The following is a 26,630-nucleotide window of genomic DNA, read 5'->3' as shown; positions in this document are numbered from 1 at the left end:
CATCCGATCACTGGAGCTCAGCGAAATGAACACGAACCGATCCCTGCCGCGTCGCGCGGCCCTGGCGGCCACCGCGGCCGCTGCCGGCCTGGTCCTGGCCGCCTGCGGCAGCAGCGACAGCACGAGCACGCCCGGCACGACCGCCGCGACCACCACCGCCCCGGCTTCCACGGAGGCCGACCGGCACAACCAGGCGGACATCACCTTCGCGCAAGGAATGATCCCCCACCACCGGCAGGCCATCGTCATGTCCGACATGGTCGAATCCCATGGCGCCTCCAACGAGGTCAAGGAACTCGCGGAAAAGATCAAGAAGGCGCAGAAGCCCGAGATCGACACCATGACCGGCTGGCTCAAGGCATGGGGCGAGAAGGTCCCCACCGGCATCGGGATGGGGCACGGCGACGACGACTCCGGCATGCCCGGGATGATGGGTGACCTGGACATCAACCGGCTCGGGAACGCCAAGGGCAATGCCTTCGACACGATGTTCCTGACCATGATGATCGAGCACCATGAGGGCGCGATCGACATGGCCAAGACGGAGAAAGAGCAAGGCGCCTACGGTCCCGCGAAGGCCCTCGCCGACAGCATCATCACCTCCCAGACCGCCGAGATCGCCCTCATGCGGACGATGCTTGCCGGCTGAACGCCAACCGAGCCCGGTCTGGTGCGGCGTCCTGGCTTCATGGGCAAGCCGCACCGGCCGGCACGGACCGCGGGACGTACGGGCTCTAGGCCGGGTAGGGGGATCCTGAAGACATGCGGATCCACCTCCTCGTCGTGCCTGACTGCCCGCACCACAAGCCCGCAGCCGAGCTGCTGCGGCGTGTGCTCGAGGACATCGGGAGCAGCACCACGATCGCCACAAGGGTCATCAACGACCAGGCCGAGGCGGAACGGATCGGCTTCATCGGCTCCCCGACCGTCCTCATCAACGGCCGCGACCCCTTCCCCGAACCGGGACGCCCCGCCGGGCTGGCCTGCCGGATGTACCAGACCTCGGACGGCCCGGTCGCTTCCCCAGCCGTGACCAGCTGCACCGGGCCCTGACCGACACCCCTCCAGACTGACCTGCGAATCGCCCCCCCGCTCGGGTACAGAGGAGCTGAGGAACACGTGCAGGGCGCCGGTCACCGCAGACGCCATGGCCAGGTTGCTGAACACCTTGGCCGGCGCCGGACCAGAGACGCATACCCCTGCGGCGAATGGTTCGATCCTGTGCGCGGCTCCGGCCGACCGGCGCTCCCGTGCGGAAGGGTGAGTGGCTGACGAAGGAAGGGGAGCCGGATGATCTGGCTGTTCAACATCGCGGGTGCGGCCCTGGTGCTGTTCGTCCTCAGGGACGTGTTCCACACACTTTGGCATCCCACGCGCCACGGTGGCTTGAGTCGACTGGTCATGACCGGTCTGTGGCGGCTGTCCTCCTTCATGACGGCACAGCGTCGGGCCGCCGGTCTGGCAGGCCCCGTGGCCATGGTGGCCGTGGTCGCGGTGTGGGCCCTGACCGTGGTCGTGGGCTGGGCGCTGATCTACTGGCCGCACATGCCGGAGGCGTTCACGTACACCGCCGGACTGAGGCCCGCTGACCACGCTTCATTCGTCGACGCGCTGTACATCTCCCTGGTCAACGTGTCCACCCTCGGTCTCGGCGACATCGCGCCCACCGAAGGGTGGCTGCGGATCCTCGCCCCGCTGGAGGCCCTGGTCGGCTTCGCCCTCCTGACAGCGACCGTCTCGTGGACCCTCGGCATCTACCCGGCCCTGGCCCGCCGCCGCGCGCTGGCGCTGCGCCTCTCCCATCTCTCTCGCACACACCCCACGACGGAGCAGATCGACACGGACGCGGCGGCGGCGGTCCTCGACAGCCTGGCCGCCGCGATCTCGGTGATCTCAGTCGACTTCATGCAGTACGCCGAGTCCTACTACTTCTACGACGGTGAAGACCGGACGTCCCTGGCATTCCACATCATGTACGCCGACGACCTGGCCGATCAGGCGGCCTTCGCCCGCCATCCTGATGTCCGCCTCGCGGCCGCCGTGCTCAGCGCCGCTCTGGAGGACCTCGCCGTCATCCTCGACCAGCGCTTCCTTCACACCCGTGGCGTGACGCGAACGGTCTTCGATGCCTTTGCCCGTGACCACGGACGCCATGCTGGTGTCTGAGGGCACGTCGTCCCGAGGAATGCTTCGTGCCACCCAGGGAGCATATGGCCGCGCCCCGCCGCTTCCCGGAGAGTCAGTCGCCCCCCACGACGCCAGGCCAGCAACGGTAGGGAGAAGACGAGATTGGTGGCGGCCGCCAGCCGGACAGATCCAGGGGACCGAAACCAGAGCGAGGCCCAGGATTGCGTACGAGGAGATCGTCAGCCCCATCCCCAGCGTGCTGCTCGTTCCTGCGCGGGGAGGCGGACGAACGGCGGAACCGTTCAGCCGTGGGCCACGACGGCGACCGGTGCGGTGGAGTGACGCAGTGCCGCGTGGTGACCGGTCCGACGCGGGGGCCGAGGGTGGAGCTGCGGATCCGGCGGCCGACGACGGGAAGAGCCGCGTCGGAGCCGGCCTCCACGAGCTGGATCGCGGCCTGCCCGACGGGTGCACGCGCCTTGGCCTCGACCGAGGGGAATTCTTCACGTCATGGGGCCGACGGGTGTCCACGCCGGCCGCCACTGCTCGGCGGCTGATCCAGCCATTCCGTGGAGCGGACCAGCTCCAGTGCCGTGTTCCTGAGCTCGGCCCCGCGCGCGGGCCGGTGGGCCGCGGCGTTGCTCGCGCCGCAGCCGTCGAGGCCGTCACCTGGTTTGTCATGCGGCCGGGACGGGACTGGATGGCATCAGCCAGTTGTCTCAAGCCACGGCACGACGCGGGCGATGTCCGACCGCAGCGCTGTCATCGGGTCGGGCGTCGTCGCTCCTGCCCGGCCACCAGGGAAAGCCCGGTGATGTCGTGCGCGGCGTGCAGCTTCGCGACATCCTGAAGGGGGCGACGGGATCCACCGGGGCGACCTCGTTCGCCATCAGGTTTCTGACCTTGATGTGCTTCCTACGGGCACCTTCGGTCTGCCCAGCTCTCCAGGGTCGGTCCGGTCTGAGGTGTGATGGATGACCCCTCGATGGCGCTCGGTGAGGAGGATTCATGGAAGCAGGTATGACGCACGGTCCTGAACTCGGCACGGTGGTGGCGGGAGTGGACGGGTCCCTGCCTACGGAGCGGGCGGTGTTCTGGGCCGCAGTGGAGGCCGTACGGCGGGAGGGCTCCTTGCACCTCGTGCACGGCGCGGACACCGACAGCCGGATGCTGTATGCGTCCATGTACGCCATCGAGCGGATACGACAGGCGGGCCGGGACCTGCTCGAGGAGACCGCCGCCAAGGTCGCCGAACGCCATCCGGGGCTGCACGTGTCGACCGAACTCAGCCCCCACGAACCGGTCGCCGGCCTGCACGCTGCGGCTGCGGCCTCCGACACCATCGTGGTCGGTAGTCGAGGCCTCGGAGGGTTCGAGTCGCTGATGTTGGGTTCGGTCGGTCTGAAGGTCGCCGCGGGCGCCAAGACGCCCGTGGTCGTGGTCCGGGGAGACGAGAACACCGCCGAAGTGGGGATCGTCCTGGCCGCCATCCGCGACGAACACGATGTGGAGTGCGCGAGGTACGCGGCGAGTGAGGCGGAGCTGCGTAAGTCGTCACTGCGGCTGTTGCACGTCTGGAATGTGCTGGAGTCCGTGGGGGAGGTCGTGACCATGCTCGACGACGTGGACGAAGTGGTGCAGGTGCACGTACGAAGGCTGACGTCGGTGGCACACCGGGTCCGTGACGAGTTCCCGGCTCTGAACGTGCACGTGGACACCGAGAAGGGTTCATCGGTCGCAGGGGTGATGGTGGAGGCGTCACGTCATGCGGACTTGTTGGTGATGGGCGGCCGCCGCACCCCCGGATACTTCGGCCCCACCCTTAGCTGGGCGACGCACAGCCTCCTGCACCACTCACACTGCCCCGTGGAGCTCATTCCGCGCCGTGGCAAGCAGGACGACGAGGGCCGATAGGCTTGGCCATCCAGGAAGGTCGCTGCATCGGCCGTCGGTGTCGAGAAACGCCTTCGGGTTGGCCGCGGTAGGTCCGTCAGGCGGCGGCCCCCGCAGCTCCTGTGAGCTCCATTCGCACGTCCACGACTCCTTCGACGGCGCGGGCGGCGCGCGCGACCAGAGGGACCAGGGCATGGTTGTGGAGGCTGCCCCGGAGAGTCACCACACCCTCCTCGACAGAGCAGTCCAGGCGAACCGGCGGCGCCAGCTCCGCCAGGACGGCGTCGCGAATCTCCTCCTCGATCTCCTCGTCCGGCCGCAGGAACACTTTCAGTAGATCACTGCGGCTGACGATGCCCTCCAGCAGGCCGATGCCGTTCACGACGGGCAGCCGCTTCACGCCCTTCCTGGCCATGATGCGGGCGGCCTCGGCGATCGTGGAGTCCGGGTGGACGGTGACGGCAGGGCTGGACATGAGCTCCTCGGCGAGCACCCCGCCGGCCTTCGACGCCTCCGTCAGCTGCTCCGGCAAACTCGGATCGTCCTGCCGGAACTCCTCCTTGGGCAGCAGATCGGCCTCGGAGACCACGCCCACGACGCGCCCCTCGCCCTCCAGGACCGGGAGGGCGCTGACCTTCCACTGGTGCATCAGCTCGACGATCTCCTTGTACGGGGCCTCGCGGCCCACGGCGATGGCCGTATGCGTCATCACGTCGCTGACGGTGTAGCGGATTGCGGGCATGACCGGCTCCTTCGGTACTTCTCTCAGTCGGTGGGGCGGCTCACAACGTGCCGCCGCTCCCGTGGGGGGCGTACAGATCGAGCAGGCGGATCCGGGCTGCGAGAAGCCGGTGGGCGAGCACCTGGCCCACCCAGTGCCCGATCGCGGATCCGAAGGCCGGGTCGGCGTCCATCATCATCCGTACGGCCGCGGCCTCGAATTCGTGGGTGCGCACGGGAGTCATCGCCTCGGCGCCGAAGTGCCAGGTATAGGGGCGGAACAGCCAGGACCAGCCGACCAGTTCGCCGGGACCGAGATTCTCGATCACCGCAGGCTGCCTGCCGGGTACGTGAACGTCGAGGGTGACGGTGCCGGTCCGCACGATCCAGAACCGGTCCGCACGACCGCCCTCGTTGAAGATCCGCTTTCCCTCCGCGAAGTTCACCTCCTGGGCCATGCTCATCAGCCGTGCGCGGTGCTCCGCCGAGAGGGCGGCGCTCATCCGGATGGGGGAAGGGGTGCTCATGGCGGCCTCCGTTCGAGTCCGCTACCAGTCTGGTCCTGCGGCCCCACGCGGGGCATGGGCCGACCGGCCCCCCGGTGGGCCCGATAAGCCCCGTCATCGTCGACGCCCTCTCGGTGGAGGCGACGGGGCTGACCCCGCAGCCCGATCTCGGCCGCCTCGCCCCGACCGGAACCGCTGACCACGGCGTACCGGCGGACACCGTCCCGCTCCATACCGGCGGAGCGTGGCGCGATGTCCCCCTGTGGCAGCGGGAGCGACTGGGACCGGGCGCCGTCGTGACCGGCCCGGCCGTCATCGCCGAGGCCGACGCCACCACCGTCGTCGACCCCGGCTGGCGGGCGACCCCGACCGCCATGGGGCACCTGCGCCTCGAACGCGTGGCCGGGCCCTCCGAGGCCGGGGTCGAGACCAGGGTGGACCCGGTCATGCTGGAGATCTTCAACAGCCTCTTCGTGTCGATCGCCGAGCAGATGGGCGGCCGGCTGGAGGCGACGGCCCAGTCCGTCAACATCAAGGAACGACTGGACTTCTCCTGCGCGCTGTTCGACCCGGAGGGCAGTCTCGTCGCCAACGCCCCGCACATCCCGGTGCACCTGGGCTCGATGGGCACTGCCGTCAGGGAAGTGATCCGCCGCCGCCCCGGTGCGATGCGGCCGGGCGACGCCTATGCGGTCAACGATCCGTACCACGGCGGCACTCACCTGCCCGACATCACCGTGGTCACCCCGGTCTTCGACGAGCGGGGCGAGGCGCCCGGCGCGGAGATCCTGTTCTTCGTCGCCTCACGCGGCCACCACGCGGAGATCGGCGGCCTGACACCGGGATCCATGCCGGCGAACAGCCACGAGATCGACGAGGAGGGAGTCCTTTTCGACAACTGGCTTGCGCATCATCGTCCCGGCCGGATCGATGCTCGCGCCGGTCTACCCCGCGGCCATCGTCGCTGGGAACGTCGAGACCTCCCAGGCGACCACCGGGGCCCTCTACGCCGCCCTGGGCGCCCAGGCCGAGGGCAGCGGCACGATGAACAACCTCACCTTCGGCAACGAACGCCACCAGTATTACGAAACCATCGCCTCCGGCTCCGGTGCGGGACCGGGGTTCGACGGGGCGTCAGCGGTGCAGACCCACATGACCAATTCCAGGCTCACCGATCCCGAGGTTCTCGAGTGGCGCCTTTCGGTGCTGCTGGAGAGTTCTCCGTACGTACTGGCACTGGTGGCGAGGGCCGATGGCGGGGCGGCGACGGGACCGTACGCAAGATCCGCTTCCGCGAACCGATGACGGTCAGCACCCTCTCCGGCCACCGCAGGGTCCCGCCCTACGGCATGGCCGGCGGAGCCCCGGGCGCGCTGGGCGTCAACCACGTGGAGCGGGCCGACGGAACCTCCCTGCCGATGGCGGGCTGCGACTCCGTCGAGGTCCAGCCCGGCGATGTGCTCGTGGTGGAGACGCCAGGAGGCGGTGGCTATGGCGGGCAGGGCCGTAAGGGAGAGCGGTGATGCGGGACGCCGACAGGCCTGGGGATCCTGTTGGGGATCTGGTTCTGGGCGTGGGCTCTGCTGGCGCCTCTCGGGCCGGCGTTCCGCGATGATCTGCATCTCGGGTCGTTCCAGCAGTCCTGGTCGTTGCCGTACCGGTCATCGGGGCTCGCTCGGCCGCATCCTCCTCCGCGCTCTCACCGACCGCCGGGGCGGAATTCAAGGCATCGGCACCGTGACACCGCGCTGTCGTCGTTGACAACGGCTGGCCGACGCGGCAGGGCGCAGCTTCCCCTTCGACCTGGCCGCCGCCGCACCGGCCGTGTACGCCTTGGCGGCCCGGATGCTCCTGCCGGACAGATCGGAACGAGCGACCACGTCGATGCCTGCGCGGGCGCCAGGTCCACATGGCGGATGCCGACGACCTGGCTCCTGGCGTTCCTCAAGCTCGATTCCCACCGTCCGCTCTGCGGCAAAGCCCCAGGTCAGCGACCTGAGGTCACCTGCCTCGGCGGAATCCTCGCCTGCCGAACTGCGCGAGCTTGGGTTCTGTCAACCGGTCCTCGGCTGTGGCGCTACAAGCCCTGGGCCAGGAGGAGTTCGTGAGCGAGCCGCGCACCGCGCGCCGCGTGGGTCGACGCGTCCGTGTCCTGTGCGGGGTTGGCCTCCAGGCCTTCGGCCAGTGCCCGGACCGCCTGGGCGAGCGTCTGCACCTGTGCTTCGACGAGGGACAAACGGTCGTGCTCAGAGGGGGTGCTCTGTGTCATGGCAAGCCTCCGTGATCAAGACGGCGAGTATGCGGCGTCACCTGTCACCATGCGTCACGGCAAGGTGACGGTCCACCGGACCCGCTCGCTTGGAGGTAGGCGGCGGCGTCTTCCCGCCCCTGGTGATGGGCCTGGTCGAGGGCATAACGGACGACTACATACGGGGCTTCGCCCGCCTCGCGCCACTGCCGCCGGAGCCAGGGTGCTCGGCACGGTCGTGCGCCGACGAGCGCCCGGCTCGTAGGACCGTCCGGGCGAGGTGTGGACCATGCGGCCCCTCCATGGAAGTGGGAGGGTGTCTACGCTGGTGAAAGGCCTGCGAATCGGCTACGGAGGCCCGGTCGGCTCGGCTGGGCAGGCACAGCTCCTACGGATCCAGCCGGTCGTTGGGTCCGCGTGGGGCGGCGGAACGCGGCTGATTGCCGCCGCCGTAACGGACCGCAGAAACCGGCGAATCCCCGCTTCGCGGGCCCCGCGGGGCCGCGACATCTGGAGGAGCCGTGAGGGCGACATTCACACTGGGACGGATCGCAGGGGTACGGGTCGGGGTGCACTGGAGCATCCTGATCATCTTCACCCTCATCGCGCTGGGGCTGGCCGAGGGACGGTTGCCGGACGTGTATCCGGGACGGTCCTGGTGGAGCTATTGGCTGATCGGGCTGATCACCGCCACGGTGTTCTTCGCCTCCCTGCTCGCTCACGAGTTGGCACACGCCGTCGTGGCCCGTCGCAACAACGTCGCGGTGGACGACATCGTGCTGTGGCTCCTGGGCGGCGTGGCCAGGCTCAGGTCAGAGGCGTCCACGCCCGCTGCGGAACTGCGTATTGAGGTTCCCCCGTTGTTCGGGAGTTGCTGATTAGCTGGTCAGGAGGGGTTGACGGGTGTTCAGGTTCGCTGGTTCGGCCGTCGCCTGGTTGGCGTAGTGCTTCTCTTCGTACTCGATCGGGCTGAGGAAGCCGAGCCGTTCCTGGATGCGACGGGAGTTGTAGAAGCCATCGATGTACTCGAAGAGCGCGAGGTTCGCCTCAGCCCGGGTGGTGAAGGTCCGGCCACGGAGGCCCTCGGTTTTGATGAGCATCCAGAGGTTCTCCGCGAGAGCGTTATCGTATGAGTCGCCGATCGAGCCCATGGACGCTTCAACTCCAGCTCTCATTAGCCGGGTTGTGAGCTTGATAGACGTGTATTGACAGCCGTGGTCCGCGTGATGAATCAGCTGGCCGGGCTCGACCTCGCGGGACGCGAGGGCGTACTCCAGGGTGGTCAGCACCAGGTCGGCGTCCGCGCGGGCGGAAGTCTCCCAGGCGACCACCCGGCGGGAGAAGGCGTCGCGGATCGCCGAGAGCCACAGAGGCCCCTCACCGGTGGAGATCATGGTGAGGTCGGTGACCCACAACCGGTTCGGAGCCGGTGCGGTGAAGTCCCTGTTGACCAGGTCCGGGGCCAGGGTGGCCTTCGGGTCCCGGCGCGTGAAGCCCTTGCGCCGTGGGCTGACCCCCGCGATGTCGGCCTCGCGCATCAGGCGCTCGACCCGCTTGCGGCCCACGTGGACACCCTCACGCTTGAGGACGGCGTGTACCCGCGGCGAGCCGTAGTTGCCGCCGGAATCCGCGTGGATCTCTTTGATCCGCTCGGTCAGCTCGACGTCACGGCGCCTTCGCTCGCACGGCTCGGCCTCTGCACGGCGCCAGCGGTAGTAGGTGGAGGAGGGGATGTGCAGTTCCCGAAGTACGCACTCGACTCCCAGGCACGGGTGCTCGTCAACGAGCGCCGTCACCTGGGCCGGGTCGGGTCGAGTTGCGCCGCGAAAAACGCCGAGGCCGTCCGCAGTACGTCGTTGGCCCGCTTGAGCTGGACATTCTCCTTGCGCAGGGCCGCGAGCTCGGCGCGTTCGTCGGTGGTGAGCCGGTCATCGCGTTCGCCGGCATCCGCCTCCGCCTGGCGGATCCACCCGCGCAGGGCCTCGGGATGCACGCCGAAGTCGACAGCCAGCTTCTTGATCTGGGGCTTCGGCTCCGCGGTGCGATACATCCGTACCGCACGCTCACGCAACTCGAGCGAGTATTTCCGGGGTGCAGCCATGGCCACTGGTCCTCTCATGAGTCCCATCTGACCCGATGTCAACACTCTCCGCATCCCGGGGGAACCTCATATCGCGGGCGTGGGACCGCTGGTGAGCCTGTGCCTGGGCGGATGCTTTGCGTTGGCCGCATGGCTGGTCGACAGCGCCGTGGGGCCGGGGCTGGCCAGTGAGGCGTTGGTCTGGCTGGCGGTGATCAACCTCTTGCTGGCCGTGTTCAACTCTGTGCCGGCCGCTCCGCTGGACGGCGGACGGCTCTTGCGCGCGTTCCTGTGGTGGCGGACCGGGGACCGGGCACGGGCGACTGCCGGAGCGGCGGCGGCGGGCCGCGGGTTCGGCTGGTTCCTTCTCCTTGGGGGTCTGCTGCTGTTCGCGCGAGGTGATGTGGTCGGTGGGCTGTGGCTGGCTATGATCGCCTGGTTCCTGATCGCCGCGGCGACCGCAGAGGGGCAGCAGGCAGAACTTCGGGCCGTGCTCCGCGGTGTCCCGGTGCGCCAGGCCATGACGTTCGGGCCGGTCACCGTGCCCGCCGAGCTGAGTGTCGCGGCGTTTCTGGCCGATCCTCGCTATCGCTACCGCCATTCTGCTTTCCCCGTCACCGGCGACGACGGTCACTCTCCGGAGGGTCTGGTGACTCTCAAGACAGCAGGGCGGGTGCCCGAGGAGCAACGTGAGGCGGTGGGCGTTCGGGAGGTGATGATCCCGTTGTCGCAGGTCATCGTCGTCGGCCCGGACGATCAGCTGGTCGAAATCCTTCCGCGGATGTTGGCCGCGACCGGGCAGCGCGCTCTCGTGCTCGACGAGGACGGCACGCTCGTGGGCATCGTCGCGTCCTCCGACATCAGCCGCACGGTGTCGTGGCTGATGACCGCTACGCCGGAGGGCCGCCGCGACTCCGGCAGCGGCCCCGCCGACACAACCTGACAGGCAGCGCCTTGATGTCGGCCCGTGGACCGGCCTGGGGCAGTTCCGAGGCACCCGTATGTCCACAGGCCTCCTTCAAGTACCTGGCCAAGGGGAAGGACCCTCACCACATGACGGCAGGCATGCCGGCCCAGGACAAGCCGTTCACGGTCGCCGCAGCGGACAGGTCCTGCAGTTCCTGCCCGAGCACCGCGTCCGACGACTGCCCGTCATCGAAGACCACCGGCTCGTCGGCACGATCAGCGAAGCCGACCTGGTACGTCATCTGTCCGAGGATCAGGTGGGCACTTCGTCGAGGGTGTCTGCGCCGCCCACTGAAGCCCTGTGCAGGCAGCAGTGGGTCTGGGGCCCGGCCGACCGGTTGCTCACGTGCTACGCCAGGCGGCCCGCCGGCGGACCCCCAGAACCATCGATAGGAGGAGATCGTGACGGCGCATGCGACCCCACGCAGGGAACTCGTGGTAGCCCACGATGAACCAGTTGGGCGTGGCCCGAGCGGCAAGCTGCCCACGCGCACGACGTTGACACCTCCTCCCCGGGAGCAGGGGAGGGCCCAACCCGGGCTGCGTCCCGTACACACGATCCGCGTGCTTGATCTCTTCGGCTGATCCGGCCCCTTCGGGAATCGGAGCGCCGTGTCCGGCTACGGCCGCCCTCAGAAGACGGCTTCGGGCCCGCGGCCCGGACGGCCGCCTACTGACTTCGGCTTTTCAGGGTGAGGGTGGTGCGTCGAGGGTCAGGCCGGTGCCGGCTATGAAGCCGTCGAGGGTGTGGGGCCGGTATTGAAGGCGTTTGAGGCGGTTGCGGACGAGGGCTTCGAGGCGGTCGAGGGCCATGACGGCGAGGTTGGCGAGGCTGCGTTTGACGTGGGCCCATACCCACTCGACTGGGTTGAGTTCGGGTGAGTAGGCGGGCAACAGGAACACGGTCAGCCATTCACGCTCGGCGACGAAGTCGCGCATCCTGCGGGAGACGTGGGTGTTCAGCCGGTCCCAGACCAGCACGATCGGTGCCCTGACCAGCTGGTGGACTCCGTCGACGAGCGCGATGAAGTCCCGCTCGCTCATGCTGCGACGTGTTCCCTTGCCCGCGGGATGGGTCCGTAGGCGGTGACACAGCCGGGTCCTCGAGCCTGGCCGCATCGCGATCAGCCCGGCCACCGACAGCCGTCCCGACCGCCGGCCGCTGATGGTGACGACCGGAGTCACTCCTCGCCGGCCCCAGGTACGCCCCCGGGGCGGCCTGCGGGTGAACCCGGCTTCGTCTTCGAAGCAGACGTAGCCCCCGCAGGCCGCCCTCGCCCTTTTACCTCCGGCCAGGTCGCCTCCCGCCACATACTCACGGCCTGCTCATCGCGTTCGGCGACCCGCCGGGCGGGGACCTGCGGGCTGAAGCCGAGCCGGTGCATCAACCGGGTAGCGCCCGAGACGCTGTAGGTGACGTGGAACTTCCGGCCGATCAGCGTGGCCACCCTCGACGCGGTCCACACCTGGTCCTCCACCCAGCCATGAGCGGCCGGGCCCTGCTCCAGATACGCGGCCAGCTTCTCCAGACACCGCGGGGACAGACGGCACCGTGGACCGCTCGGACCGCGGGAGGCCAGAGCCTGAACACCACCATCCCGCCACAACTGATGCCATTGATAAGCCGACTTCACGCTCACCCGAAGCCGCCGTGCGACCTCCGACGGATTGATCTTCTGCTCGAACAGCTCAGCCGCCTGCATACGAACCGTCTCCCGGCGCCGACGTCCCGCAGGAGTCAGCCCGCCCCCATCCGCATATTTCACACACCACGGATACAGCCACCCACCCAGACCCATCAGGGACTTCGCAAACATTCACCCCAAAGAGCTGAAGTCAGTAAGGGCTGTCCCGTAAAGATCCATGGGAGGCGTGTCCGGTACGGCTGGCCAATAAGTGCTGTGCTCGTCACCACGCGAGGTCGGGTTCGCCAGGTGCCAGGTGCCAGGTGCCAGGTGCCAGGTGCCAGGTGCCAGGGCGGCGGGCGCACGGCGACGTCGAACGCTCCCGGCCGTGTGCACCGCTCAAGTCGCGCGCGCGGCGGCCTCGATGAGCCATGCGGTCACCTGTTCGTCGATGTCGTCCAGTGAATGCACTTCCAGATGATGCATCCAGTGTCGGGGGGTGGGGTGGGAGACTTCCTTGAAGCGTGGTGAGGGGTCGTGTCTGCCGAGGGCGATCGACAGCACCACCTCGGCGGTCGGGGCGTGAAGGTACCGTCCGGGCATCCAGAGGTAGGCAAAACCGTGTCTGCGCCGGAACGCGACCTGGCTTCTCGACACCCGGACTTCGATTGGTTCTTCCAGCAAGGAGCTCATTCGCTCGAAGACCGCCAAGCCGAGGCTGTCGCTCCCAAAGAACTCTTCGGCAGTTGTCACCCGGCCATCATGGCCGGGACGGTCCAGCCATTGTGCCGTTGAGCGGGCGTCCTCGAAGGCTGAGCAGGACGCAGGAATACTTGGGTAATTGATGGCGATGTAATGATCTTGCTATGGCTGGTGTGATCACGGCATCTGACCCGTCCTGGATCGCCCCGTTCGCCGGGCTGACTCCGCGTGCCTTCGGGAAGCTGGTGAGGCTTCTGCGGCGCAAGGGTGCGGACGCGGTGCGCAAGGGCCGGCCGTGGAGCCTTCCGCTGGAGGACCGGGCCCTGCTGGTCGTGGCGTTCTGGCGCACGAACCTGACCATGCGGCAGCTCGCTCCGCTGTTCGGGGTGTCGAAGTCGGCGGCGGACCGCATCATCGATCATCTTGGGCCGATGCTCGCGCTCCGGCTGAGGGGCCTCGCGTTTTTCGGACAGGGATCTGACCGTTCATTTCACGCGGCTATTCGCAACCTTGCATACTCGGCGTGGACTTCCTGCGGAGGCCGGTAACCGACAGCCGAGTGAAGGCGTTTGCGATTGTACCAGAATTCGATGTAGCGAGTGATGTCCTGCCGGGCGGCCTCGAGGGTCAGGTAAGTCACACGTGAGACACGCTCGTTCTTCAGAGTTCCGAAGAACGATTCGGCCATCGCGTTGTCGAAACAGATCCCGGTGCGCCCAGACGATCTGCGGAGGCCGAGCCGGTTCAGCGCCTTCCCGAACTCGGCTGACATATAGTTACTTCCGCGATCGGAGTGAAAAATTGCCCCCTTGGTGAGCTTCCTGTTGCGGGCTGCGTTGCGTATGGCCCGGGATATCAAAGGCGTCTGGTAGTGGTCGTCCATCGCATACCCGATGACTTCCTTCGTGCAGCAGTCGATGACCGTCGCGAGATAAAGCCAGCCCTCGCCAGTCGGAATGTAGGTTATGTCTCCGACGAGCTTTTCACCCGGGGTGTCGGCGGTGAAGTTCCGGCCGACGAGGTCGGGCACTGCGCCCGCCGCAGCCTGGGTCAGGCTGAACCGCTTCGGGCGGGGCTGGCAGGGCATCAGGCCCAGTTCACGCATGAGCTGGCGCACGAGCTCCAGGCCGGCGGCGTGCCCCCAGCGCGCCAGCTGGGCGCGGATGCGCCGGTATCCGTACGTACTGTCGGACACCTCGAAGGCTTTCTTGACGAGCAGTTTCAATTCCTCGCGCCGCTGAGCCGTCGCAGAATCAGGACGGCGTCGCCAGTCGTAGTAGCCGGACTTGGACACGTCGAGCCGCTCACACATGAACTCGACAGAAAATACGTACTCCGCGGTGTCGAGTCGCATCGTTTCGATGAACTCGTACTTGCGTGCTACCGGGGATCCTTCGCGAAGTACGCCGCGCATTTTTTCAGGAAGGCGTTCTCCATCTCGACTTCGCGAATGCGGCGTTCGAGTTCCTTCAACCGGGCGCGTTCACTCACCGTCAGCTCAGCGTCAGCGGCCGGCTCACGCCGTTTCTGGAACTTTTTCACCCAGCCCCGGAGTGTCTCCGGGTTCAATTCAAGCTCTCGGGCTGTCTCCGAGACGGTCTTGCTGGAGCGGAGCGCGATCTGGACTGCTTCCTCGCGGAACTCCGGGGTGTACTTGCTGGGCGGTGCCACTTCGTGCTTCCTCATTCCCTTGACAGGACAACCCTATTGGGCCCCTGTCCGAGAACTTCGGGGCACCTCAGGCCCCGCAAGCGGTTTGCCAAGGACACCGTGCTGATCGTGGACGGCACCCTGATCCCGACCCGCGACCACTCGGTGGCTGCGCAGTCGAACTACCGTTACTCCACCAACCACCAGGTCGTCATCGACGCCGACACCCGGCTGGTCGTCGTGGTGGGTCAGCCGCTCGCCGGAAACCGCAACGACTGCAAGGCATGGGACGAGTCCGGCGCGAAAGCCGCCGTCGGTCAGACGCTCACGATCGCCGATGGCGGCTATCCGGGCACCGGACTCGCCATGCCCCACCGTCGCTGCAAGGGAGAACAGCTTGCGAAGTGGAAACAGGCGCACAACAAGTCCCACAAGCAGGTCCGTGCGCGCGTGGAGCACGTCTTCGCCTGCATGAAGACCTGGAAAATCCTCCGCGACTGCCGCCTCAAAAGCGACGGTGTCCACCACGCCATGCTCGGCATCGCGCGCTTGCACAACCTGGTCCTCGCGGGATAGGGCGGCAGGCCGCACGACGAACAGCCGCGTCTGCGCCAACCAAAAGATCATTTACGGGACAGCCCTTAGGAAGCGAAAACCTCGTACCACTCGCTCACGGAGGCGAAGGCACGTGGCGCCGGCAGACACAGCAGGTCGTCGGCCTCGTGCCGCAAACCTTGAGTCACCCTCGGAGGTGACGGTACCCCGTGCGTTGGCCAGCAGGCGCGGGGGATCGTGGCGCCGGTGCAACGGCCAATCCCGAGGCGGGGGCACGCCGACGGAGGCCTCAGGTGTGGAGGCGGCTGTTGGGGCCATCCTGGTCTCCGGCGCTCGCGTCGTTGAACCAGTAGTCCCCCGCGGCCAGGTACCGGAACGTGTGGGTGCTCGCGCTGGGTAGCGCGACCGTGACCGCCCGCTTGCCGTCCTTGCGGGGCTTGAGGGCGTGGACGCCAGGCCGCCAGTCGTTGAAATCGCCGACCACGCTCACCGGGCCGGGCGGGGTGTCGGCGGGGAGGACGAAGGTGACCTCGGTACGGTCCTTGTGTAGCGTGCGCTCCAGCATCGGTGCTCCTGACAGCGGCAGTGGATGGGTACGCCGCCCATCGTCGGTGGTGAACGCGCGGGTCGCACGCCGACCCGGCCAGCGCGGCCGCGGCGTCACTCGCCCGCCACGTTCAGTGACGACTTGGCAGCTCCGTTCCTGAGGGGCGGGACGGGAACTGTCTTGCCGATGTCCACCGGTGTGGTGGTCTGGCGTGCAGCGGCGGCCGTTTCGCGGGCGAGGAAGGCGCCGAGTTCGCCGATGGTGCTCATGAGCGGTGCGGGGAAGACGACGGTGCTGTTCTTGTCGACCCCGATTTCAACGAGGCTCTGCAGGTTGCGCAGTTGGAGGGCGAGGGGGTGGGCCATCATGGTGTCGGAGGCGTCGCCGAGTGCGGCGGCGGCCATCGATTCGCCCTCGGCGCTGATGATCTTCGCCCTCTTCTCGCGCTCGGCTTCTGCCTGGCGGGCCATCGCGCGCTTCATGCTGTCGGGCAGCTGGATGTCCTTCAGCTCGACCAAGGTGACCTCGACGCCCCAGTCGGTGGTCGTGATGTCGAGGATCTCGCGGATGTCGATGTTGATGCGGTCGGTTTCCGACAGGGTTTCGTCGAGGGTGTGCTGGCCGACGACCTTGCGCAGGGTGGTCTGCGCGATCTGGTTGATGGCGGCGCCGACGTTCTCGATGGCGATGACCGACTTGGTGGCGTCGACGACGCGGAAGTAGGCGACCGCGGAGACGTCGACGCTGACGTTGTCCCGGGTGATGATGCCCTGGGACTGGATGGGCATGGTGACGATCCGCAGCGACACGCGGTGCAGGATGTCCACGAACGGCACGATGACCCGCAGGCCCGGTTCCCGGGTGCCGATTAGCCGGCCGAACCGGAACAGGACCCCCTTCTCGTACTGCCTGACGACCTTGATGGCCATCGCCAGCCCCACCAGGGCCACGACGGCAATGACGATCAGAACGAAGACCAGAACTCCCACGGCAATGCTCCTCAGAACGAGGACCACGTCGTGCCCGCGCGGGTCCCTGAGCGGCGGCGGAACCCCAAGCAGAGCTGTTCCGACCGCAGGGCCGCGCGGGTCTGGCGGTGCCGACGAGCCCTGCCGCCTTCCAGCATTGCGCGCGGTTCATGTGCCCGGCAGGGGCCGAACGGTCCACATTCCCACCCGGACGGGGAAGAAGAACGGGAGCGCTGGCCGTATGCCCACCACCCTTTGGGAAGGGCCTTCAGCGCGGCCTACGGCCGCATCCGGGGAGTCCCTCGTTCCGGGCCGTCACCTTCACTGCCGCGGCCGCCTGGCACTTCCAACGCATGACCTCGGCCGACTCGATGCCGCGCCCACCCTGAGGGCTGGCCGAAGCCGGAGGGATGAGGGATCCGGTGGGTGGATAGCGCAGACCCACCGGAGATCCGTGCCGTTGTTCATGGCCGTTCTTTGGTCCCTTTGGGCGGTAGAGGGCAGGCTGTTCGTGACAGTCAAGGGTGAACGGTGCCGGTGCGGACAGACTGGTTCTATGGGATCTGTGCACGCCATCGAATTCAGCGGGTTGACCAAGAAATTCGGGCGTGTGGTCGGCGTGGAAGGACTGACCCTGACTGTGCAGGCGGGGGAGGTGTTCGGATTCCTCGGGCCGAACGGGGCCGGCAAGACGACCACGCTGCGGTGTCTGACCGGGTTGCTACGGCCGACGGCGGGCCGGGTTCAGGTGCTGGGGATGGACCCGTTCACCGATCACCGGCGGGTGGCTCCGAGCTTGGGGTACCTGCCCGGAGAGCTGCGGCTGTACCCCGAGCTCACCGGGGAGCAGACCCTGCGGTTGCTGTCGGATCTGCAGGACGTCCCCGCGCGTCGGCAGGAGGAGTTGTGTGAGCGGTTGGGGCTTACTCCGGCGGTTTTGCGGCGGACAGTGGGTGAGTACTCCCGGGGCATGAAACAGAAGATCGGACTGGTGCAGGCGCTGCAGCACGATCCGCAGTTGGTGGTGCTGGATGAGCCGACCGAGGGGCTGGATCCCTTGGTGCAGGAGACATTTTTCGAGCTGCTGAGGGAGGCCGAAGCAGGAGGGCGGACCGTGTTGCTGTCCAGTCATGTACTGCCTGAGGTCCAGCGGGCCTGCGGGCGCGTCGCGATCGTGCGGGACGGGAGGCTGGTCACCGTCGAACGAGTGGCGGCTCTGCGCGAGGCCCGGGCCCGGAAGATCCGGCTCGCCTTCGGCGACGGTGCGGGCCCTCGGCCCTTGGGACGTGCCGACCAGTGGTCACCGCAGTGGGACGGCGACCGGGTGGAACTGCTCGTACCGCCCAGTGCGGTGGTGGGCGCGCTGAGGGGGCTGCTGGAGCTGGCGGTGGCCGACGTGACCGTGGAAGAGGCCGGGCTGGACGAGGCGTTCCTGGACCTCTACCGGGAGAGCGACGAGGGGGAAGGACCATGAAGGCTCGGTGGCCCCTGTTGTGGCTGGCACTGCACCGGCGTCGCCGGATGCTGGTGGCCCTGGTGGTGGGGATGATGGTCTTCGAAGCGCTGATCGTCGTCGTGGCCAATACGATCCCGCCGGGGCAGCTGTTCTCCGGGAACGGGAAGGGGCCGCCGTCGGCGTACCGGGCCTTCAGCGGATCGAGCGGCGACGTGTCGCTCGCGAGTTATCCGGGCCTGCTGGGAGCCGGACTGGTGCATCCGTTCTGGATCGCCATGCAGCTCACCGCCATTGGCTCGCTCGCGGCTGCGGCCGTCGCCGCCGATGTGGAGTCGGGGACGATCGAGCTGCTCATGGTGCGCCCGGTGTCCCGGCACCGCCTCCTGGCCGAACGTACGGTGGCGCTGGGACTCGCCGCGCTGGCCTTGAACGCGGCGGCCACGCTGACGGTGGCGGTCGGCGTTGTGCTGTCGCCCGACATCCATCAGCAGGTATCGCTCGGCGGAGTTTTCGCCGCCGGGGTGATGGGCTGCGGCTTTGCGTTGTGCCTGATGGGACCGGCTCTTGCCGTGTCGGCGTGGGGCCGCAGGCGGGCCCAGGTGGTCGGGGCGACCATCGCGATCGGGGCAGTGGGCTTTGCGCTGAACTTCATCGCCCTGGCGTGGTCGAAGGCAGCGCCGCTGCGCTTCATCAGCCCGTTCCACTACTACACACCCGGTGACGCGCTAGCCCAAGGGCATGTGCTCTGGCCGCAATTGGGAGTTCTCGTAGGCGTCGGAGTGCTCGGACTCTTCGCGGCCCATACGTTGCTGATGAGGCGGGATCTGGCTCCCTAGGCTCCGTCATCCGAGGCGGACTCGAGCAATTCCAGGCGATTGCGCACGCTGACGACTCCCTCGACGGCCTGAGCGAGGCGCGTGGCCACGGGGATGCGGTGTGCGTCGCGTACCTGGCCGGTGAGCGTGACGATTCCGTGCGTGACGCCGACCTTGACTGCCCTCCGTGATACGGGGAAGAGCTGCTCGACGACTTCGTGGCGGATCTCGGCGGCGAGTTCATCGTCGGTGCGGAGAAAGACCTTGAGGAGGTCGGCGCGGCTGACGATGCCCTTGAGGGTGCCGTTGGCGTCGACGACCGGGAGGCGCTTGATGCGGCGCTCAGCCATCAGGCGGGCGGCCTGGGGGAGTGTGGCCTCGGGGCGGATGGTGACGGCGGGACTGGTCATCAGTTCCTCGGCCCGGACGGAGCCGGCCTTGGAGGTGTCGCCGAGGCGGCGCATCTGCTCGATGAGGCCCGGGCGGTGCTCGTGGAACTCCTCCTTCGGGAGGAGGTCGGCTTCGGAGACGACGCCGACGACACGGCCTTCTCCCTCTATGACGGGGACCGCGGTGACCTGCCAACGCTCCATCGCAGCGACGATCTCCTTGAAATCGGTGGTGGGGGCGACGGTGGTGACGGGCTTCGTCATGACGTCGTTGACGGTGTACGGGGTGGAGGTCATGGCTGGTCCTTAGCGGGCGTAGGCGAGCGGCTGACCGCTGCCGTGGCCGCGAACAGGTCGAGGGTCCGCATGCCTGCGGAGGAGAGGCGCTGTGCTGCAACGGCCGCGATGGTGACCGAGGCGCCGCGTCCGACCAAGGAATCCTCCTACCCAACGGGAGCGAGCGAGCAGGGCATCCGGGCTTCGGATGCCGTGTCGTTCAGGAGAGCCCTCTTGGTCCTCATGGGGTGCCTCCGGCCTTTCCCACAGACTCGCGCCCGGTACTGGGCTCCGGAAGGGCCTCGTGGGACCGACCTTGGGGCCATGCGGCCCCGGTCAGCGGACCAGGACGGCCTCCCCGGACTTGGGTACGACGGCCGTCCAACCCAGCTCGCGGTCGATCCGGTCCCGAAGTGTCTCGGCCGCGGCCTCCTCGCCGTGGACGAGGTAGGTGGTGTGGGGTGCGGGTGCGTTGCGCAGCCAGTCGATGATCTGGCCGGCGTCGGCGTGAGCTGAGAAGTGGGGGACGTCGGCGATCTCGGCTCGTACGGGGATGTACTCGCCGAACATCTTGAGCGTGCGGGCGCCGTCCACCAGGTCGCGGGCGCGGGTGCCGGCGGCGGCGAAGCCGACGATGACCACGGCGCTGCGCGGGTCGGGGAGGACCCTGCTCAGGTGGTGCAGGACACGCCCGCCCGTCGCCATGCCGGCGGAGGAGACGATGACGGCCGGACCTTCGGCGTTGTTGATGTCGATGGATTCCTGCACCGTCCGGGCGGCCAGGAAGGGGTCCGGGCTGATCGCCTGCTCGCCCCGCGCCAGGGCCTCCGGGCGCAGCTCGGGTGAGCGGGAACGAAGTGCGTCGCGGTAGACGTCCAGAGCCGCGAGGGCCATCGGGCTGTCCACATACACGGGGACGTTCTGCGGCAGGACGCCCTCGCGGCGCAGGCCGGAGAGCTCGTGGAGCACTACCTCGGTGCGGTCGATCGCGAAGGCCGGGATCACGACGGTTCCACCCCGTGCGAGGGTTCGTGTGATCACGGAGGCGAACTCTCGCTGAGCAGTCTCGTGATCGTGGTGCCGGTCCCCGTACGTGGACTCCATCAACAGCACGTCGGCACCGGAGAACGGTTCCGGCGGCAGGAGCAGGGGGTGTCCGGGACGGCCAAGGTCGCCGCTGGCCGCGAACGTGTGGCCGTCCTCCAGCGTGAGGTGAACCCAGGCGGAGCCGAGGATGTGGCCGCCGTGGTGCAGTTTCAGCTTCGTCCCGGCCATGATCTCGACCTCCTCGCCCACCGGCACGGGGTCGAAGTACTTGATCGTCTGGTCCACGTCGTTGTCGTCGTAGAGCGGCGAGGCGGGCCGGTGCTTGGACCAGCCGTGCTCGTTGGCGTGCCGGGCTGCCTCCATCTGCAGTTTCGCGCTGTCCCGCAGGACGATCTCGGCGAGGCGGGCGGTGTACGCGCTGGTCAGGATGGGTCCCCGGAAGCCGTGCCGGACCAGGCGTGGCAGGTAGCCGCAGTGGTCCAGGTGGGCGTGGGTGACGACCACGGCGTGGATGTCGGCGGCATCGCAAGCCAGCTTCTCCCAGTTGCGCCGTCGCAGGTCCGCGAAACCCTGGAAGAGACCGCAGTCGACGAGGATCCGGGCGTGGTCGCTCTCGATCAGGAACTTGCTTCCGGTCACGGTCCGTACGCCCCCGAGGAACCGCAGCAGAGCTGGGCGGGAGGGTGAGGGCAGGGGTATCGGGGCTGTCTCGGCCATGGCGGCAGCCCTCCTTTCGAGGCGGGTACCGGTCTTCACCATCGCATTCGCCGCAGGGGGCGGCGAGGGGGCCGACAGGGTCCAGGACGGGACCGACCGGCCCATGCGCCCGAAACGGAGATCGGGCCAACCTGGCACTGTCCCCTACTCGAAGAGAGAGCAGGAAGAAGGGCGAAGCCATGAAGGCACTCGTCTTCCACGGACCGGGGCAGACCGCCTGGCAGGACGTACCCGATCCGAGCATCAAGGACGCCGCCGACGCGATCGTCCGCGTAGACGCGGTGACCATCTGCGGCACCGACCTGCACATCATCAAGGGCGACGTGCCCGAGGTGACGCCCGGCCGCGTACTGGGCCATGAGGCCGTCGGGACCGTGGTGGAGACCGGCGGCGACGTCCGCACCGTCCGACCCGGGGACCGGGTCCTCATCTCCTGCATCTCCTCGTGCGGCCGGTGCCGCTTCTGCCGCGAAGGCCACTACGGACAGTGCCGCGGAGGCGGCGGCTGGGTGCTCGGCCACACCATCGACGGCACCCAGGCCGAGTACGTCCGTGTCCCCTTCGCCGATCTCTCCGTGCACCCGCTTCCGAGCGCCGTGGACAGCCACGACGCGGTGCTGCTGGCGGACATCTTCCCCACCTCGTACGAGGTCGGCGTGCTCAATGGGAACGTGCAGCCGGGCGACACGGTCGTGGTGGTCGGAGCGGGCCCGATCGGCCTCGCGGCGATCGCCACCGCCGGTCTGTACAGTCCCGGGCGGATCGTCGCCGTAGACCTCGCGGACTCGAGGCTGGCGGCGGCCCGTGCACTCGGCGCGGACGCAACCGCCAGCGCTACCGAGGAACCGGAACAGCTGGTCGCCGACCTCACCGACGGGCTCGGCGCCGACGTGGTCATCGAGGCCGTCGGCGTTCCGGAAGCCTTCGAGATGTGCACGCGCATGGTGCGCCCCGGCGGCCGGGTAGCCAACATCGGCGTGCACGGCAAGCCCGCCACCCTGCACCTCGAAGACCTGTGGATCAAGGACATCACCATCACCACGGGGCTGGTGGACACCTACTCCACGCCGATGCTGCTCCGGATGATGGCGGCCGGCCGCCTGCCGGGGAGCGCGCTGGTCACCCACCGCTTCGAGCTGGGACAGATGGAAGAGGCGTACGACGTGTTCGCCCGCGCCGGCGACACCGGTGCACTGAAGGTGGTGCTGGGTGGCCCCCGGCACGACGTGGTCGCCGAGGCGACCCAACGCGAAGCCGAGAGGACGTGAAGGTCATGAGCAGGAACAAGTCCGGACCCGCCTCCACCGAGGTGCCCGCCGGTCGTACCGACCTGGGGCGCCGGATCGCCGCGCGCCGTCAGGAACTCGGCCTCACCAGGGAACAGGTGGGCAAGCGTTGCGGGGCGGATGCCACGTACGTCGCCTACCTGGAAGAACACGCCGCGGCACCCGCCATCGGCTCCCTCGCCCGCATCGCCGACGCGCTGGGAACGACCGTGGCGGAACTGACCGGCGCGACCACCGAGTATCCGCCCGGTCGGGGCACAGCTCTTCGGAACGCGGAACTGATGGCGCTCACCGACGACGAGTGCCGACGCCTGCTGTCCACCCACGGCGTCGGCAGAGTCGCGGTCTTCACTCCCGAGGGACCTGCGATCTTCCCGGTCAACTACGTCATGGCCGGTAGCGAGATCGCGTTCCGCACGTCTGAAGAGGCGGTTCTCGCGCGGGCCGCGGGGACGGAGGTGGCCTTCGAGGTCGACCACATCGACGACGCCATGAAACAAGGCTGGAGCGTCATGGCCGTGGGCGAGGCCGAAGGCGTCACGGATGCGGCGGGCAAGCAGCGGCTCGATGCCGTTGCGCGCTCGATGCCCTGGGCCGGAGGCAAGCGGTCCCACTGGATGAAGGTCACACCGATCCGGATCACCGGACGCCGTGTGGTGCACTGGTGAGCACACTCCGCACGGTCATCTTCGACACCGACGGGGTGCTGCTCGACTCGGCGGCACTTCACGCAGCCGCCTGGAAGACGGCATTCGACGGCTGCCTGGACACCTGGGCATCGGATGGGGGGAGGCAGCGGCCCTTCGACGCCGAACGGGAGTACCGGGACCTGGTCGACGGCCTGCCTCGCCATGACGGTGCGTTGGGATATGCCTGGCCGGCAAACGGATCGTGACCGTGGCCGCGAAGCGATGGTTCCGACTGGCGGCGGGCGTGGCGTGGCGCGGCTTCCGATGAGGTTCGCCGGTACGGCCGGGGCCCGTGCGGCGCGCGCTGGAGGGCCCGGAGCCCGAGAATGGAGTCAGCCCTCAGCTGCTTCCGGAGGTGCATGGTGTGAACGCCGTACACGGACAGCAAACCCCGATGACGGGTTCTTTCCTCTCTGCCAAGCCTGACCGACTTTTCGGCCGGGAGGACGAATGGGCGACTTTGATCGCCTTCGCGAGCGATCCGCATGCGGGGACGAGGTTGGGGGCTGTCGTGGGTCGGCCGCGACAGGGCAAGACGCTCCTGCTGGAATCGGTGGCGCAGGCCACCGGCGGGTTCTACTTCTGCGGTCAGGAGGCCACCGAAGCCGAGTCCTTGCGCAGATTGGGCGAGGAGTACGCGCGATACCGGCAGGTCGCACCGCCCAGGCACTGGCGCGATTGGAAGGAAGCCGTCGACGACCTGCTCGCGCTGGGTGACTCCAGGCCACTGCCCGTCATCATCGACTCGTTTCCGGACCTCGTCGCGGCGAGCCCGGCTCTGACATCGATCGTCCATGGCGTCCTTCGCCGCTCTGAGCACTCGCCGAAGGAGAACCGCGCGCGCCTGATTCTGGGAGGTGCGACCGCGCCGGTCATGAACCGGCTGTTCGCGCCTTCGTCTCCGTTGGACGCCGTATCGGGTCTGAAACTCGACATCCCACCCTTGGACTTTCGCAAGGCAGCGCAATTGTGGGGCTTTGACGACCTGGAGCTCGCCTTTCTCGTGTACGCCGTGGTCGGCGGAACTCCGGCCTACCGGCACGACTACGTGGGCGGTGACGTTCCCGCCGATCGGAACGACTTCGACGCCTGGGTCTGCCGTACCGTCCTGAATCCACGCACGCCGCTGTTCCGTGAAGCACGGCACCTGGTCGATGAGGAGACCGGGCACCAGAATCCCGGGGCGTGCCACTCCGTGCTCGCCGCCCTGGCCGCGGGCTGCACGACCCAGGGGGAGATCGCCGCCTTCCTCGGGCAACAGCTCTCCGATGCCACTCGTGCCCTCTCCGTCCTGCGGGAGCACGGCCTGCTCCTGCGGGAGCACGACGGACTGCGACCGGCTCTCGTACACCACCGGCCCACCGACCAACTCCTGGCATTCGACCACGTCGTGGCCCGTCCGCGCAGGACCGCACTGGAACGGGGCGCCGCCGAAGCAGTGTGGAGCGAGGCGCGAAACGCTTTCAACTCCCACGTCGTCGGCCCCCAGTTCGCCCAGACATGCAGAGACTGGGTGGTCCACTTCGCCCCGCCGGGTTCTTTCGGCGCCGACCAGCTCACCGCGTCGTACGGTTCGCTCGGCGATCCTTCTTCGCCGACAGGGCTCGAGGCCGAGGTCGTGGTCCGCAAAAGGGACGCGCACAAGAGCGGCGCCCTCCTGTCGGTGGGACTCGCGCGATGGCAAACCGGTATGGACGTCCGCCATCTGCAACAGCTGCACAGCATCCTGGAGGCACTCGCAGCCCAGGAGGAAGACGTCGGCAGGGTTCGCCTGGCCCTCTATGGTGCTTCGGGATTCAGCCCCGAGCTGTACGCGGCGCAAGCGCGGGACGAAGTCATGCTCGTCGATCTCGAGCGCCTGTACCGGGACCCGTAACGATTGCTGCTTCGAGACGTCGTCGTACGCCGACGGTCAAGGATTTCAGCTGCGGGGAAGTGGTAGGGACCGGTGCCTCGGGGCGCTGAATGCGGTGCGCCGCTGGCGGCATCTCAGCCAGATCCGCCTCGAAGCGGGCTCGGGCGGCGGTGAGCGAGTCGGGCGGGCCCTTACGACAGCCACCCCTCATCACCGTACGCAGCAAGGGCGTCGCGCCGCTTGGGGGCACTTCGCCGCGCAGGCCGAGTACATCCGTGCAACCAGCCCGGCGGAATACCTGCTTGGGGGCCGGCGCGGTGACCTTCGCGGAGGACAGCTTCATCACCGGCCTACCGTCGTACTCGACCAACTTGTACGCCGCGTCCAGGTACGGGGCGTCGGTGGCGACGCCCACGCGGGTGCCGACCGCGAAGACGTCGATCGGCGCTCCACCGCGTACGAGCGCGTCGATGGCGTATTCGTCGAGGCCGCCGCTCGCGATGATCCGCACGTCCTCCAGTCCAGCCTCGTCGAGCAGGGCCCGCGACCGGTGGGCGAGCGCGTCAAGGTCGCCGCTGTCGAGGCGGATCGCGCAGCCCGGGCCACGGCGCAGGTCGGTCAGGACACGAGCGGCAGCTCTGACGCCACCCTCCGTGTCGTACGTGTCAACGAGGAAGGTGAGAGGACCCGGATGGGCGCGGGCGAACGCGCGGAAGGCGTCCTCCTCACAAGCGAAGGCCTCGATGTAGGAGTGCGCCATGGTGCCGGACGCGGGGATGCCGAGCTGGGTGGCGGCGGCGACGTTGCTGGTCCCGGAGAACCCCACCAGAGTCCCGAGCCGGGCGGCTTGGAACCCGGCTTGGGGGCCGTGCGTGCGGCGCAACGAGAAGTCCACGAGGGGCCGCCCCTGGGCGGCGATCACGCAGCGGGCCGCCTTCGACGCGACCGCGGTCTGGTGGCACACCTGCGTGAGCAAGTACGTCTCGACGAGCTGGGCCTGCGGCAGCGGTGCGGTGACCTCCAGCAGGGGCTCACCGGCGAATACGAGCCGGCCCTCGGGGATTGCCCGGACCTCGCCGTCGAAGCGGAGGTCCAGCAGAGGGGCCAGTTCCTCCGGCCGTCTGTGCAGGGCGCGGGCGAAGTCATGCACGTCAGCTGATGTGATCCGGAACCGGGAGAGGTAGTCCAGGGCCGGCTCGAGGCCCGCAGCGACGAGGAACCCACGACCTGGCGGTAGATCCCGGACGAACAGGCTGAAGGTGGCCGGGGCGCGCATACCCTCACGCAGGTATGACATCGCCATCGTCACCTCGTACAGGTCGGTGGTTGTCGCGCTGGACATACCCCCCAGCCTGACCGCGCCCGGCTGCCGCAGCATGGGCCCTTTGGTCCCTCGTTTGACCCACGCGGCCCTGTCCGCGGCCCGGTCCGATGGACTCCCCTGGAAGGTAGCTCCGCCCGCCTGGATCCACCGGTCGGAGAGGTGACTCATCAGAGCGATCGTGGAATCCGG

Annotated in this window: 28 protein-coding genes and 3 pseudogenes; 16 read left to right on the top strand and 15 right to left on the bottom strand. The window is 68.2% G+C overall.

The features are described from left to right. Window positions 1–25 precede the first annotated feature (25 nt). From OG435_RS33455 to OG435_RS33440, 4 genes are all read left to right on the top strand, one after another. Window positions 26–649: a DUF305 domain-containing protein gene (locus tag OG435_RS33455; protein WP_266882614.1), complete on the top strand. Its 624-nt coding sequence runs from the start codon at window positions 26–28 to the stop codon at window positions 647–649. Between the two features lie 113 nt (window positions 650–762). Next, on the top strand, window positions 763–1,053 hold the full coding sequence (locus OG435_RS33450; protein WP_266882612.1) for a DF family (seleno)protein: 291 nt from the start codon (window positions 763–765) through the stop codon (window positions 1,051–1,053). A 237-nt stretch (window positions 1,054–1,290) separates the two neighbouring features. Next, complete coding sequence (locus OG435_RS33445) at window positions 1,291–2,166, top strand: potassium channel family protein (protein ID WP_266882610.1); 876 nt, start codon at window positions 1,291–1,293, stop codon at window positions 2,164–2,166. A 981-nt stretch (window positions 2,167–3,147) separates the two neighbouring features. Further along, window positions 3,148–4,041, top strand: coding sequence for a universal stress protein (locus tag OG435_RS33440; protein ID WP_266882608.1), 894 nt, complete (start codon window positions 3,148–3,150; stop codon window positions 4,039–4,041). Window positions 4,042–4,117: 76 nt separating this feature from the next. On the opposite strand, the gene OG435_RS33435 is transcribed toward OG435_RS33440, so the two are convergent. Together OG435_RS33435 and OG435_RS33430 are read right to left on the bottom strand one after the other, a co-directional pair. After that, a complete protein-coding gene (locus tag OG435_RS33435; protein ID WP_266882606.1) occupies window positions 4,118–4,762 on the bottom strand; it encodes a CBS domain-containing protein in 645 nt (214 codons plus the stop codon). A gap of 40 nt (window positions 4,763–4,802) precedes the next feature. Further along, window positions 4,803–5,267 carry a cyclic nucleotide-binding domain-containing protein gene (locus tag OG435_RS33430; protein ID WP_266882604.1) on the bottom strand — a complete coding sequence of 155 codons (465 nt, stop codon included), beginning with the start codon at window positions 5,265–5,267 and terminating at the stop codon, window positions 4,803–4,805. An 89-nt stretch (window positions 5,268–5,356) separates the two neighbouring features. On the opposite strand from OG435_RS33430, the pseudogene OG435_RS33425 reads away from it, so the two are divergent. Continuing rightward, a pseudogene (locus tag OG435_RS33425) lies at window positions 5,357–6,769 on the top strand (hydantoinase B/oxoprolinase family protein); the annotation flags it as partial. Window positions 6,770–7,323: 554 nt separating this feature from the next. Here the strand turns inward: OG435_RS33425 and OG435_RS33420 are convergent. Further along, window positions 7,324–7,515, bottom strand: coding sequence for a hypothetical protein (locus OG435_RS33420; protein WP_266882602.1), 192 nt, complete (start codon window positions 7,513–7,515; stop codon window positions 7,324–7,326). Window positions 7,516–8,015: 500 nt separating this feature from the next. On the opposite strand from OG435_RS33420, the gene OG435_RS33415 reads away from it, so the two are divergent. Then, a complete protein-coding gene (locus tag OG435_RS33415) occupies window positions 8,016–8,372 on the top strand; it encodes a hypothetical protein (RefSeq protein ID WP_266882600.1) in 357 nt (118 codons plus the stop codon). Here OG435_RS33415 and OG435_RS33410 read toward each other — a convergent pair whose 3' ends face one another. Both OG435_RS33410 and OG435_RS33405 read right to left on the bottom strand, forming a co-directional pair. Continuing rightward, complete coding sequence (locus tag OG435_RS33410; protein WP_266874687.1) at window positions 8,373–9,290, bottom strand: IS3 family transposase; 918 nt, start codon at window positions 9,288–9,290, stop codon at window positions 8,373–8,375. Continuing rightward, complete coding sequence (locus OG435_RS33405) at window positions 9,287–9,595, bottom strand: transposase (protein ID WP_266874686.1); 309 nt, start codon at window positions 9,593–9,595, stop codon at window positions 9,287–9,289. Before OG435_RS33405 ends, OG435_RS33410 begins: the two co-directional genes overlap by 4 nt. 79 nt (window positions 9,596–9,674) lie before the next feature. Between OG435_RS33405 and OG435_RS33400 the strand changes: the two genes are divergently transcribed. Then, window positions 9,675–10,517 (top strand): CBS domain-containing protein, encoded by an 843-nt coding sequence (locus OG435_RS33400; RefSeq protein WP_266882598.1) that lies wholly within the window; start codon window positions 9,675–9,677, stop codon window positions 10,515–10,517. Window positions 10,518–10,620: 103 nt separating this feature from the next. Here OG435_RS33400 and OG435_RS33395 read toward each other — a convergent pair whose 3' ends face one another. Continuing rightward, window positions 10,621–10,782: a hypothetical protein gene (locus OG435_RS33395; RefSeq protein WP_266886588.1), complete on the bottom strand. Its 162-nt coding sequence runs from the start codon at window positions 10,780–10,782 to the stop codon at window positions 10,621–10,623. Between OG435_RS33395 and OG435_RS33390 the strand changes: the two genes are divergently transcribed. Then, window positions 10,720–10,992 carry a hypothetical protein gene (locus OG435_RS33390; RefSeq protein ID WP_266886331.1) on the top strand — a complete coding sequence of 91 codons (273 nt, stop codon included), beginning with the start codon at window positions 10,720–10,722 and terminating at the stop codon, window positions 10,990–10,992. The two genes, OG435_RS33395 and OG435_RS33390, sit on opposite strands and share 63 nt — an antisense overlap. 235 nt (window positions 10,993–11,227) lie before the next feature. Here the strand turns inward: OG435_RS33390 and OG435_RS50790 are convergent. Beyond that, window positions 11,228–12,306, bottom strand: a protein-coding gene (locus tag OG435_RS50790; protein ID WP_430625547.1) for an IS630 family transposase whose coding sequence is annotated in 2 segments (ribosomal slippage) — window positions 11,228–11,805 and window positions 11,805–12,306 — 1,080 coding nt in all. Because the reading frame shifts where the segments join, the coding sequence is not laid out codon by codon here. A 258-nt stretch (window positions 12,307–12,564) separates the two neighbouring features. Further along, on the bottom strand, window positions 12,565–12,918 hold the full coding sequence (locus tag OG435_RS33375; RefSeq protein ID WP_266882596.1) for a DUF5655 domain-containing protein: 354 nt from the start codon (window positions 12,916–12,918) through the stop codon (window positions 12,565–12,567). Between the two features lie 113 nt (window positions 12,919–13,031). Here OG435_RS33375 and OG435_RS33370 point away from each other — a divergent pair. Beyond that, a pseudogene (locus OG435_RS33370) lies at window positions 13,032–13,319 on the top strand (helix-turn-helix domain-containing protein); the annotation flags it as partial. 38 nt (window positions 13,320–13,357) lie between these two features. Here OG435_RS33370 and OG435_RS33365 read toward each other — a convergent pair. Then, a protein-coding gene (locus OG435_RS33365) for an IS3 family transposase (protein WP_266874684.1) occupies window positions 13,358–14,553 on the bottom strand; the annotation gives its coding sequence in 2 pieces (ribosomal slippage) (window positions 13,358–14,274 and window positions 14,274–14,553; 1,197 coding nt in all). Between the two features lie 51 nt (window positions 14,554–14,604). On the opposite strand from OG435_RS33365, the pseudogene OG435_RS33360 reads away from it, so the two are divergent. Beyond that, a pseudogene (locus tag OG435_RS33360) lies at window positions 14,605–15,093 on the top strand (transposase); the annotation flags it as partial. 268 nt (window positions 15,094–15,361) lie between these two features. Here OG435_RS33360 and OG435_RS33355 read toward each other — a convergent pair. After that, entirely contained in the window at window positions 15,362–15,637 is a 276-nt protein-coding gene (locus OG435_RS33355) for an isoamylase early set domain-containing protein (RefSeq protein WP_266882594.1), read from the bottom strand. Window positions 15,638–15,732: 95 nt separating this feature from the next. Beyond that, window positions 15,733–16,608, bottom strand: coding sequence for a slipin family protein (locus OG435_RS33350; RefSeq protein ID WP_266882592.1), 876 nt, complete (start codon window positions 16,606–16,608; stop codon window positions 15,733–15,735). A gap of 544 nt (window positions 16,609–17,152) precedes the next feature. Between OG435_RS33350 and OG435_RS33345 the strand changes: the two genes are divergently transcribed. Both OG435_RS33345 and OG435_RS33340 read left to right on the top strand, forming a co-directional pair. Next, entirely contained in the window at window positions 17,153–18,061 is a 909-nt protein-coding gene (locus tag OG435_RS33345) for an ABC transporter ATP-binding protein (RefSeq protein WP_266882590.1), read from the top strand. Between the two features lie 47 nt (window positions 18,062–18,108). After that, on the top strand, window positions 18,109–18,879 hold the full coding sequence (locus OG435_RS33340; protein ID WP_266882588.1) for an ABC transporter permease subunit: 771 nt from the start codon (window positions 18,109–18,111) through the stop codon (window positions 18,877–18,879). On the opposite strand, the gene OG435_RS33335 is transcribed toward OG435_RS33340, so the two are convergent. From OG435_RS33335 to OG435_RS33325, 3 genes are all read right to left on the bottom strand, one after another. After that, complete coding sequence (locus OG435_RS33335) at window positions 18,876–19,544, bottom strand: CBS domain-containing protein (RefSeq protein WP_266882586.1); 669 nt, start codon at window positions 19,542–19,544, stop codon at window positions 18,876–18,878. The two genes, OG435_RS33340 and OG435_RS33335, sit on opposite strands and share 4 nt — an antisense overlap. Then, the gene (locus OG435_RS33330; RefSeq protein ID WP_266882584.1) at window positions 19,541–19,681 is read right to left on the bottom strand and encodes a hypothetical protein; all 141 of its coding nucleotides are present in this window, start codon (window positions 19,679–19,681) and stop codon (window positions 19,541–19,543) included. The genes OG435_RS33335 and OG435_RS33330 overlap by 4 nt, the downstream gene beginning before the upstream one ends. Before the next feature lie 178 nt (window positions 19,682–19,859). Further along, window positions 19,860–21,287: an MBL fold metallo-hydrolase RNA specificity domain-containing protein gene (locus OG435_RS33325; RefSeq protein WP_266882582.1), complete on the bottom strand. Its 1,428-nt coding sequence runs from the start codon at window positions 21,285–21,287 to the stop codon at window positions 19,860–19,862. Window positions 21,288–21,466: 179 nt separating this feature from the next. Here OG435_RS33325 and OG435_RS33320 point away from each other — a divergent pair, with 179 nt between their 5' ends. The 4 genes from OG435_RS33320 to OG435_RS33305 all read left to right on the top strand — a co-directional run bounded on the left by OG435_RS33320 (window position 21,467) and on the right by OG435_RS33305 (window position 25,138). Beyond that, complete coding sequence (locus OG435_RS33320) at window positions 21,467–22,555, top strand: zinc-dependent alcohol dehydrogenase family protein (RefSeq protein ID WP_266882580.1); 1,089 nt, start codon at window positions 21,467–21,469, stop codon at window positions 22,553–22,555. 5 nt (window positions 22,556–22,560) lie between these two features. Then, window positions 22,561–23,241: a helix-turn-helix domain-containing protein gene (locus OG435_RS33315; RefSeq protein WP_266882578.1), complete on the top strand. Its 681-nt coding sequence runs from the start codon at window positions 22,561–22,563 to the stop codon at window positions 23,239–23,241. Further along, a complete protein-coding gene (locus tag OG435_RS33310) occupies window positions 23,238–23,468 on the top strand; it encodes a hypothetical protein (protein WP_266882576.1) in 231 nt (76 codons plus the stop codon). Before OG435_RS33315 ends, OG435_RS33310 begins: the two co-directional genes overlap by 4 nt. A 158-nt stretch (window positions 23,469–23,626) precedes the next feature. Then, window positions 23,627–25,138 (top strand): AAA family ATPase, encoded by a 1,512-nt coding sequence (locus tag OG435_RS33305; RefSeq protein ID WP_266882574.1) that lies wholly within the window; start codon window positions 23,627–23,629, stop codon window positions 25,136–25,138. Here OG435_RS33305 and OG435_RS33300 read toward each other — a convergent pair. Further along, window positions 25,098–26,459 (bottom strand): nicotinate phosphoribosyltransferase, encoded by a 1,362-nt coding sequence (locus OG435_RS33300; protein ID WP_266882572.1) that lies wholly within the window; start codon window positions 26,457–26,459, stop codon window positions 25,098–25,100. The genes OG435_RS33305 and OG435_RS33300 overlap by 41 nt on opposite strands. Between the last annotated feature and the right edge of the window lie 171 nt (window positions 26,460–26,630).

Origin of the sequence: Streptomyces sp. NBC_01264, from assembly GCF_026340675.1 — a bacterium.
Classification (GTDB): Bacteria; Actinomycetota; Actinomycetes; order Streptomycetales; family Streptomycetaceae; genus Streptomyces.
The sequence above is the reverse complement of the archived record's forward strand: the minus strand, read 5'-3'. Positions and strand labels throughout refer to the sequence as shown.

Excerpts from the sequence above, each read along its gene's own strand:
- OG435_RS33300 (WP_266882572.1), bottom strand. The coding sequence starts at position 26,459 with ATGTCCAGCGCGACAACCACCGACCTGTACGAGGTGACGATGGCGATG.
- OG435_RS33445 (WP_266882610.1), top strand. The coding sequence starts at position 1,291 with ATGATCTGGCTGTTCAACATCGCGGGTGCGGCCCTGGTGCTGTTCGTC.
- OG435_RS33435 (WP_266882606.1), bottom strand. The coding sequence starts at position 4,762 with ATGCCCGCAATCCGCTACACCGTCAGCGACGTGATGACGCATACGGCC.
- OG435_RS33325 (WP_266882582.1), bottom strand. The coding sequence starts at position 21,287 with ATGGCCGAGACAGCCCCGATACCCCTGCCCTCACCCTCCCGCCCAGCT.
- OG435_RS33315 (WP_266882578.1), top strand. The coding sequence starts at position 22,561 with ATGAGCAGGAACAAGTCCGGACCCGCCTCCACCGAGGTGCCCGCCGGT.
- OG435_RS33355 (WP_266882594.1), bottom strand. The coding sequence starts at position 15,637 with ATGCTGGAGCGCACGCTACACAAGGACCGTACCGAGGTCACCTTCGTC.
- OG435_RS33335 (WP_266882586.1), bottom strand. The coding sequence starts at position 19,544 with ATGACCTCCACCCCGTACACCGTCAACGACGTCATGACGAAGCCCGTC.
- OG435_RS33405 (WP_266874686.1), bottom strand. The coding sequence starts at position 9,595 with ATGGCTGCACCCCGGAAATACTCGCTCGAGTTGCGTGAGCGTGCGGTA.
- OG435_RS33455 (WP_266882614.1), top strand. The coding sequence starts at position 26 with ATGAACACGAACCGATCCCTGCCGCGTCGCGCGGCCCTGGCGGCCACC.
- OG435_RS33450 (WP_266882612.1), top strand. The coding sequence starts at position 763 with ATGCGGATCCACCTCCTCGTCGTGCCTGACTGCCCGCACCACAAGCCC.
- OG435_RS33395 (WP_266886588.1), bottom strand. The coding sequence starts at position 10,782 with ATGACGTACCAGGTCGGCTTCGCTGATCGTGCCGACGAGCCGGTGGTC.
- OG435_RS33420 (WP_266882602.1), bottom strand. The coding sequence starts at position 7,515 with ATGACACAGAGCACCCCCTCTGAGCACGACCGTTTGTCCCTCGTCGAA.
- OG435_RS33440 (WP_266882608.1), top strand. The coding sequence starts at position 3,148 with ATGACGCACGGTCCTGAACTCGGCACGGTGGTGGCGGGAGTGGACGGG.
- OG435_RS33320 (WP_266882580.1), top strand. The coding sequence starts at position 21,467 with ATGAAGGCACTCGTCTTCCACGGACCGGGGCAGACCGCCTGGCAGGAC.
- OG435_RS33340 (WP_266882588.1), top strand. The coding sequence starts at position 18,109 with ATGCTGGTGGCCCTGGTGGTGGGGATGATGGTCTTCGAAGCGCTGATC.
- OG435_RS33430 (WP_266882604.1), bottom strand. The coding sequence starts at position 5,267 with ATGAGCACCCCTTCCCCCATCCGGATGAGCGCCGCCCTCTCGGCGGAG.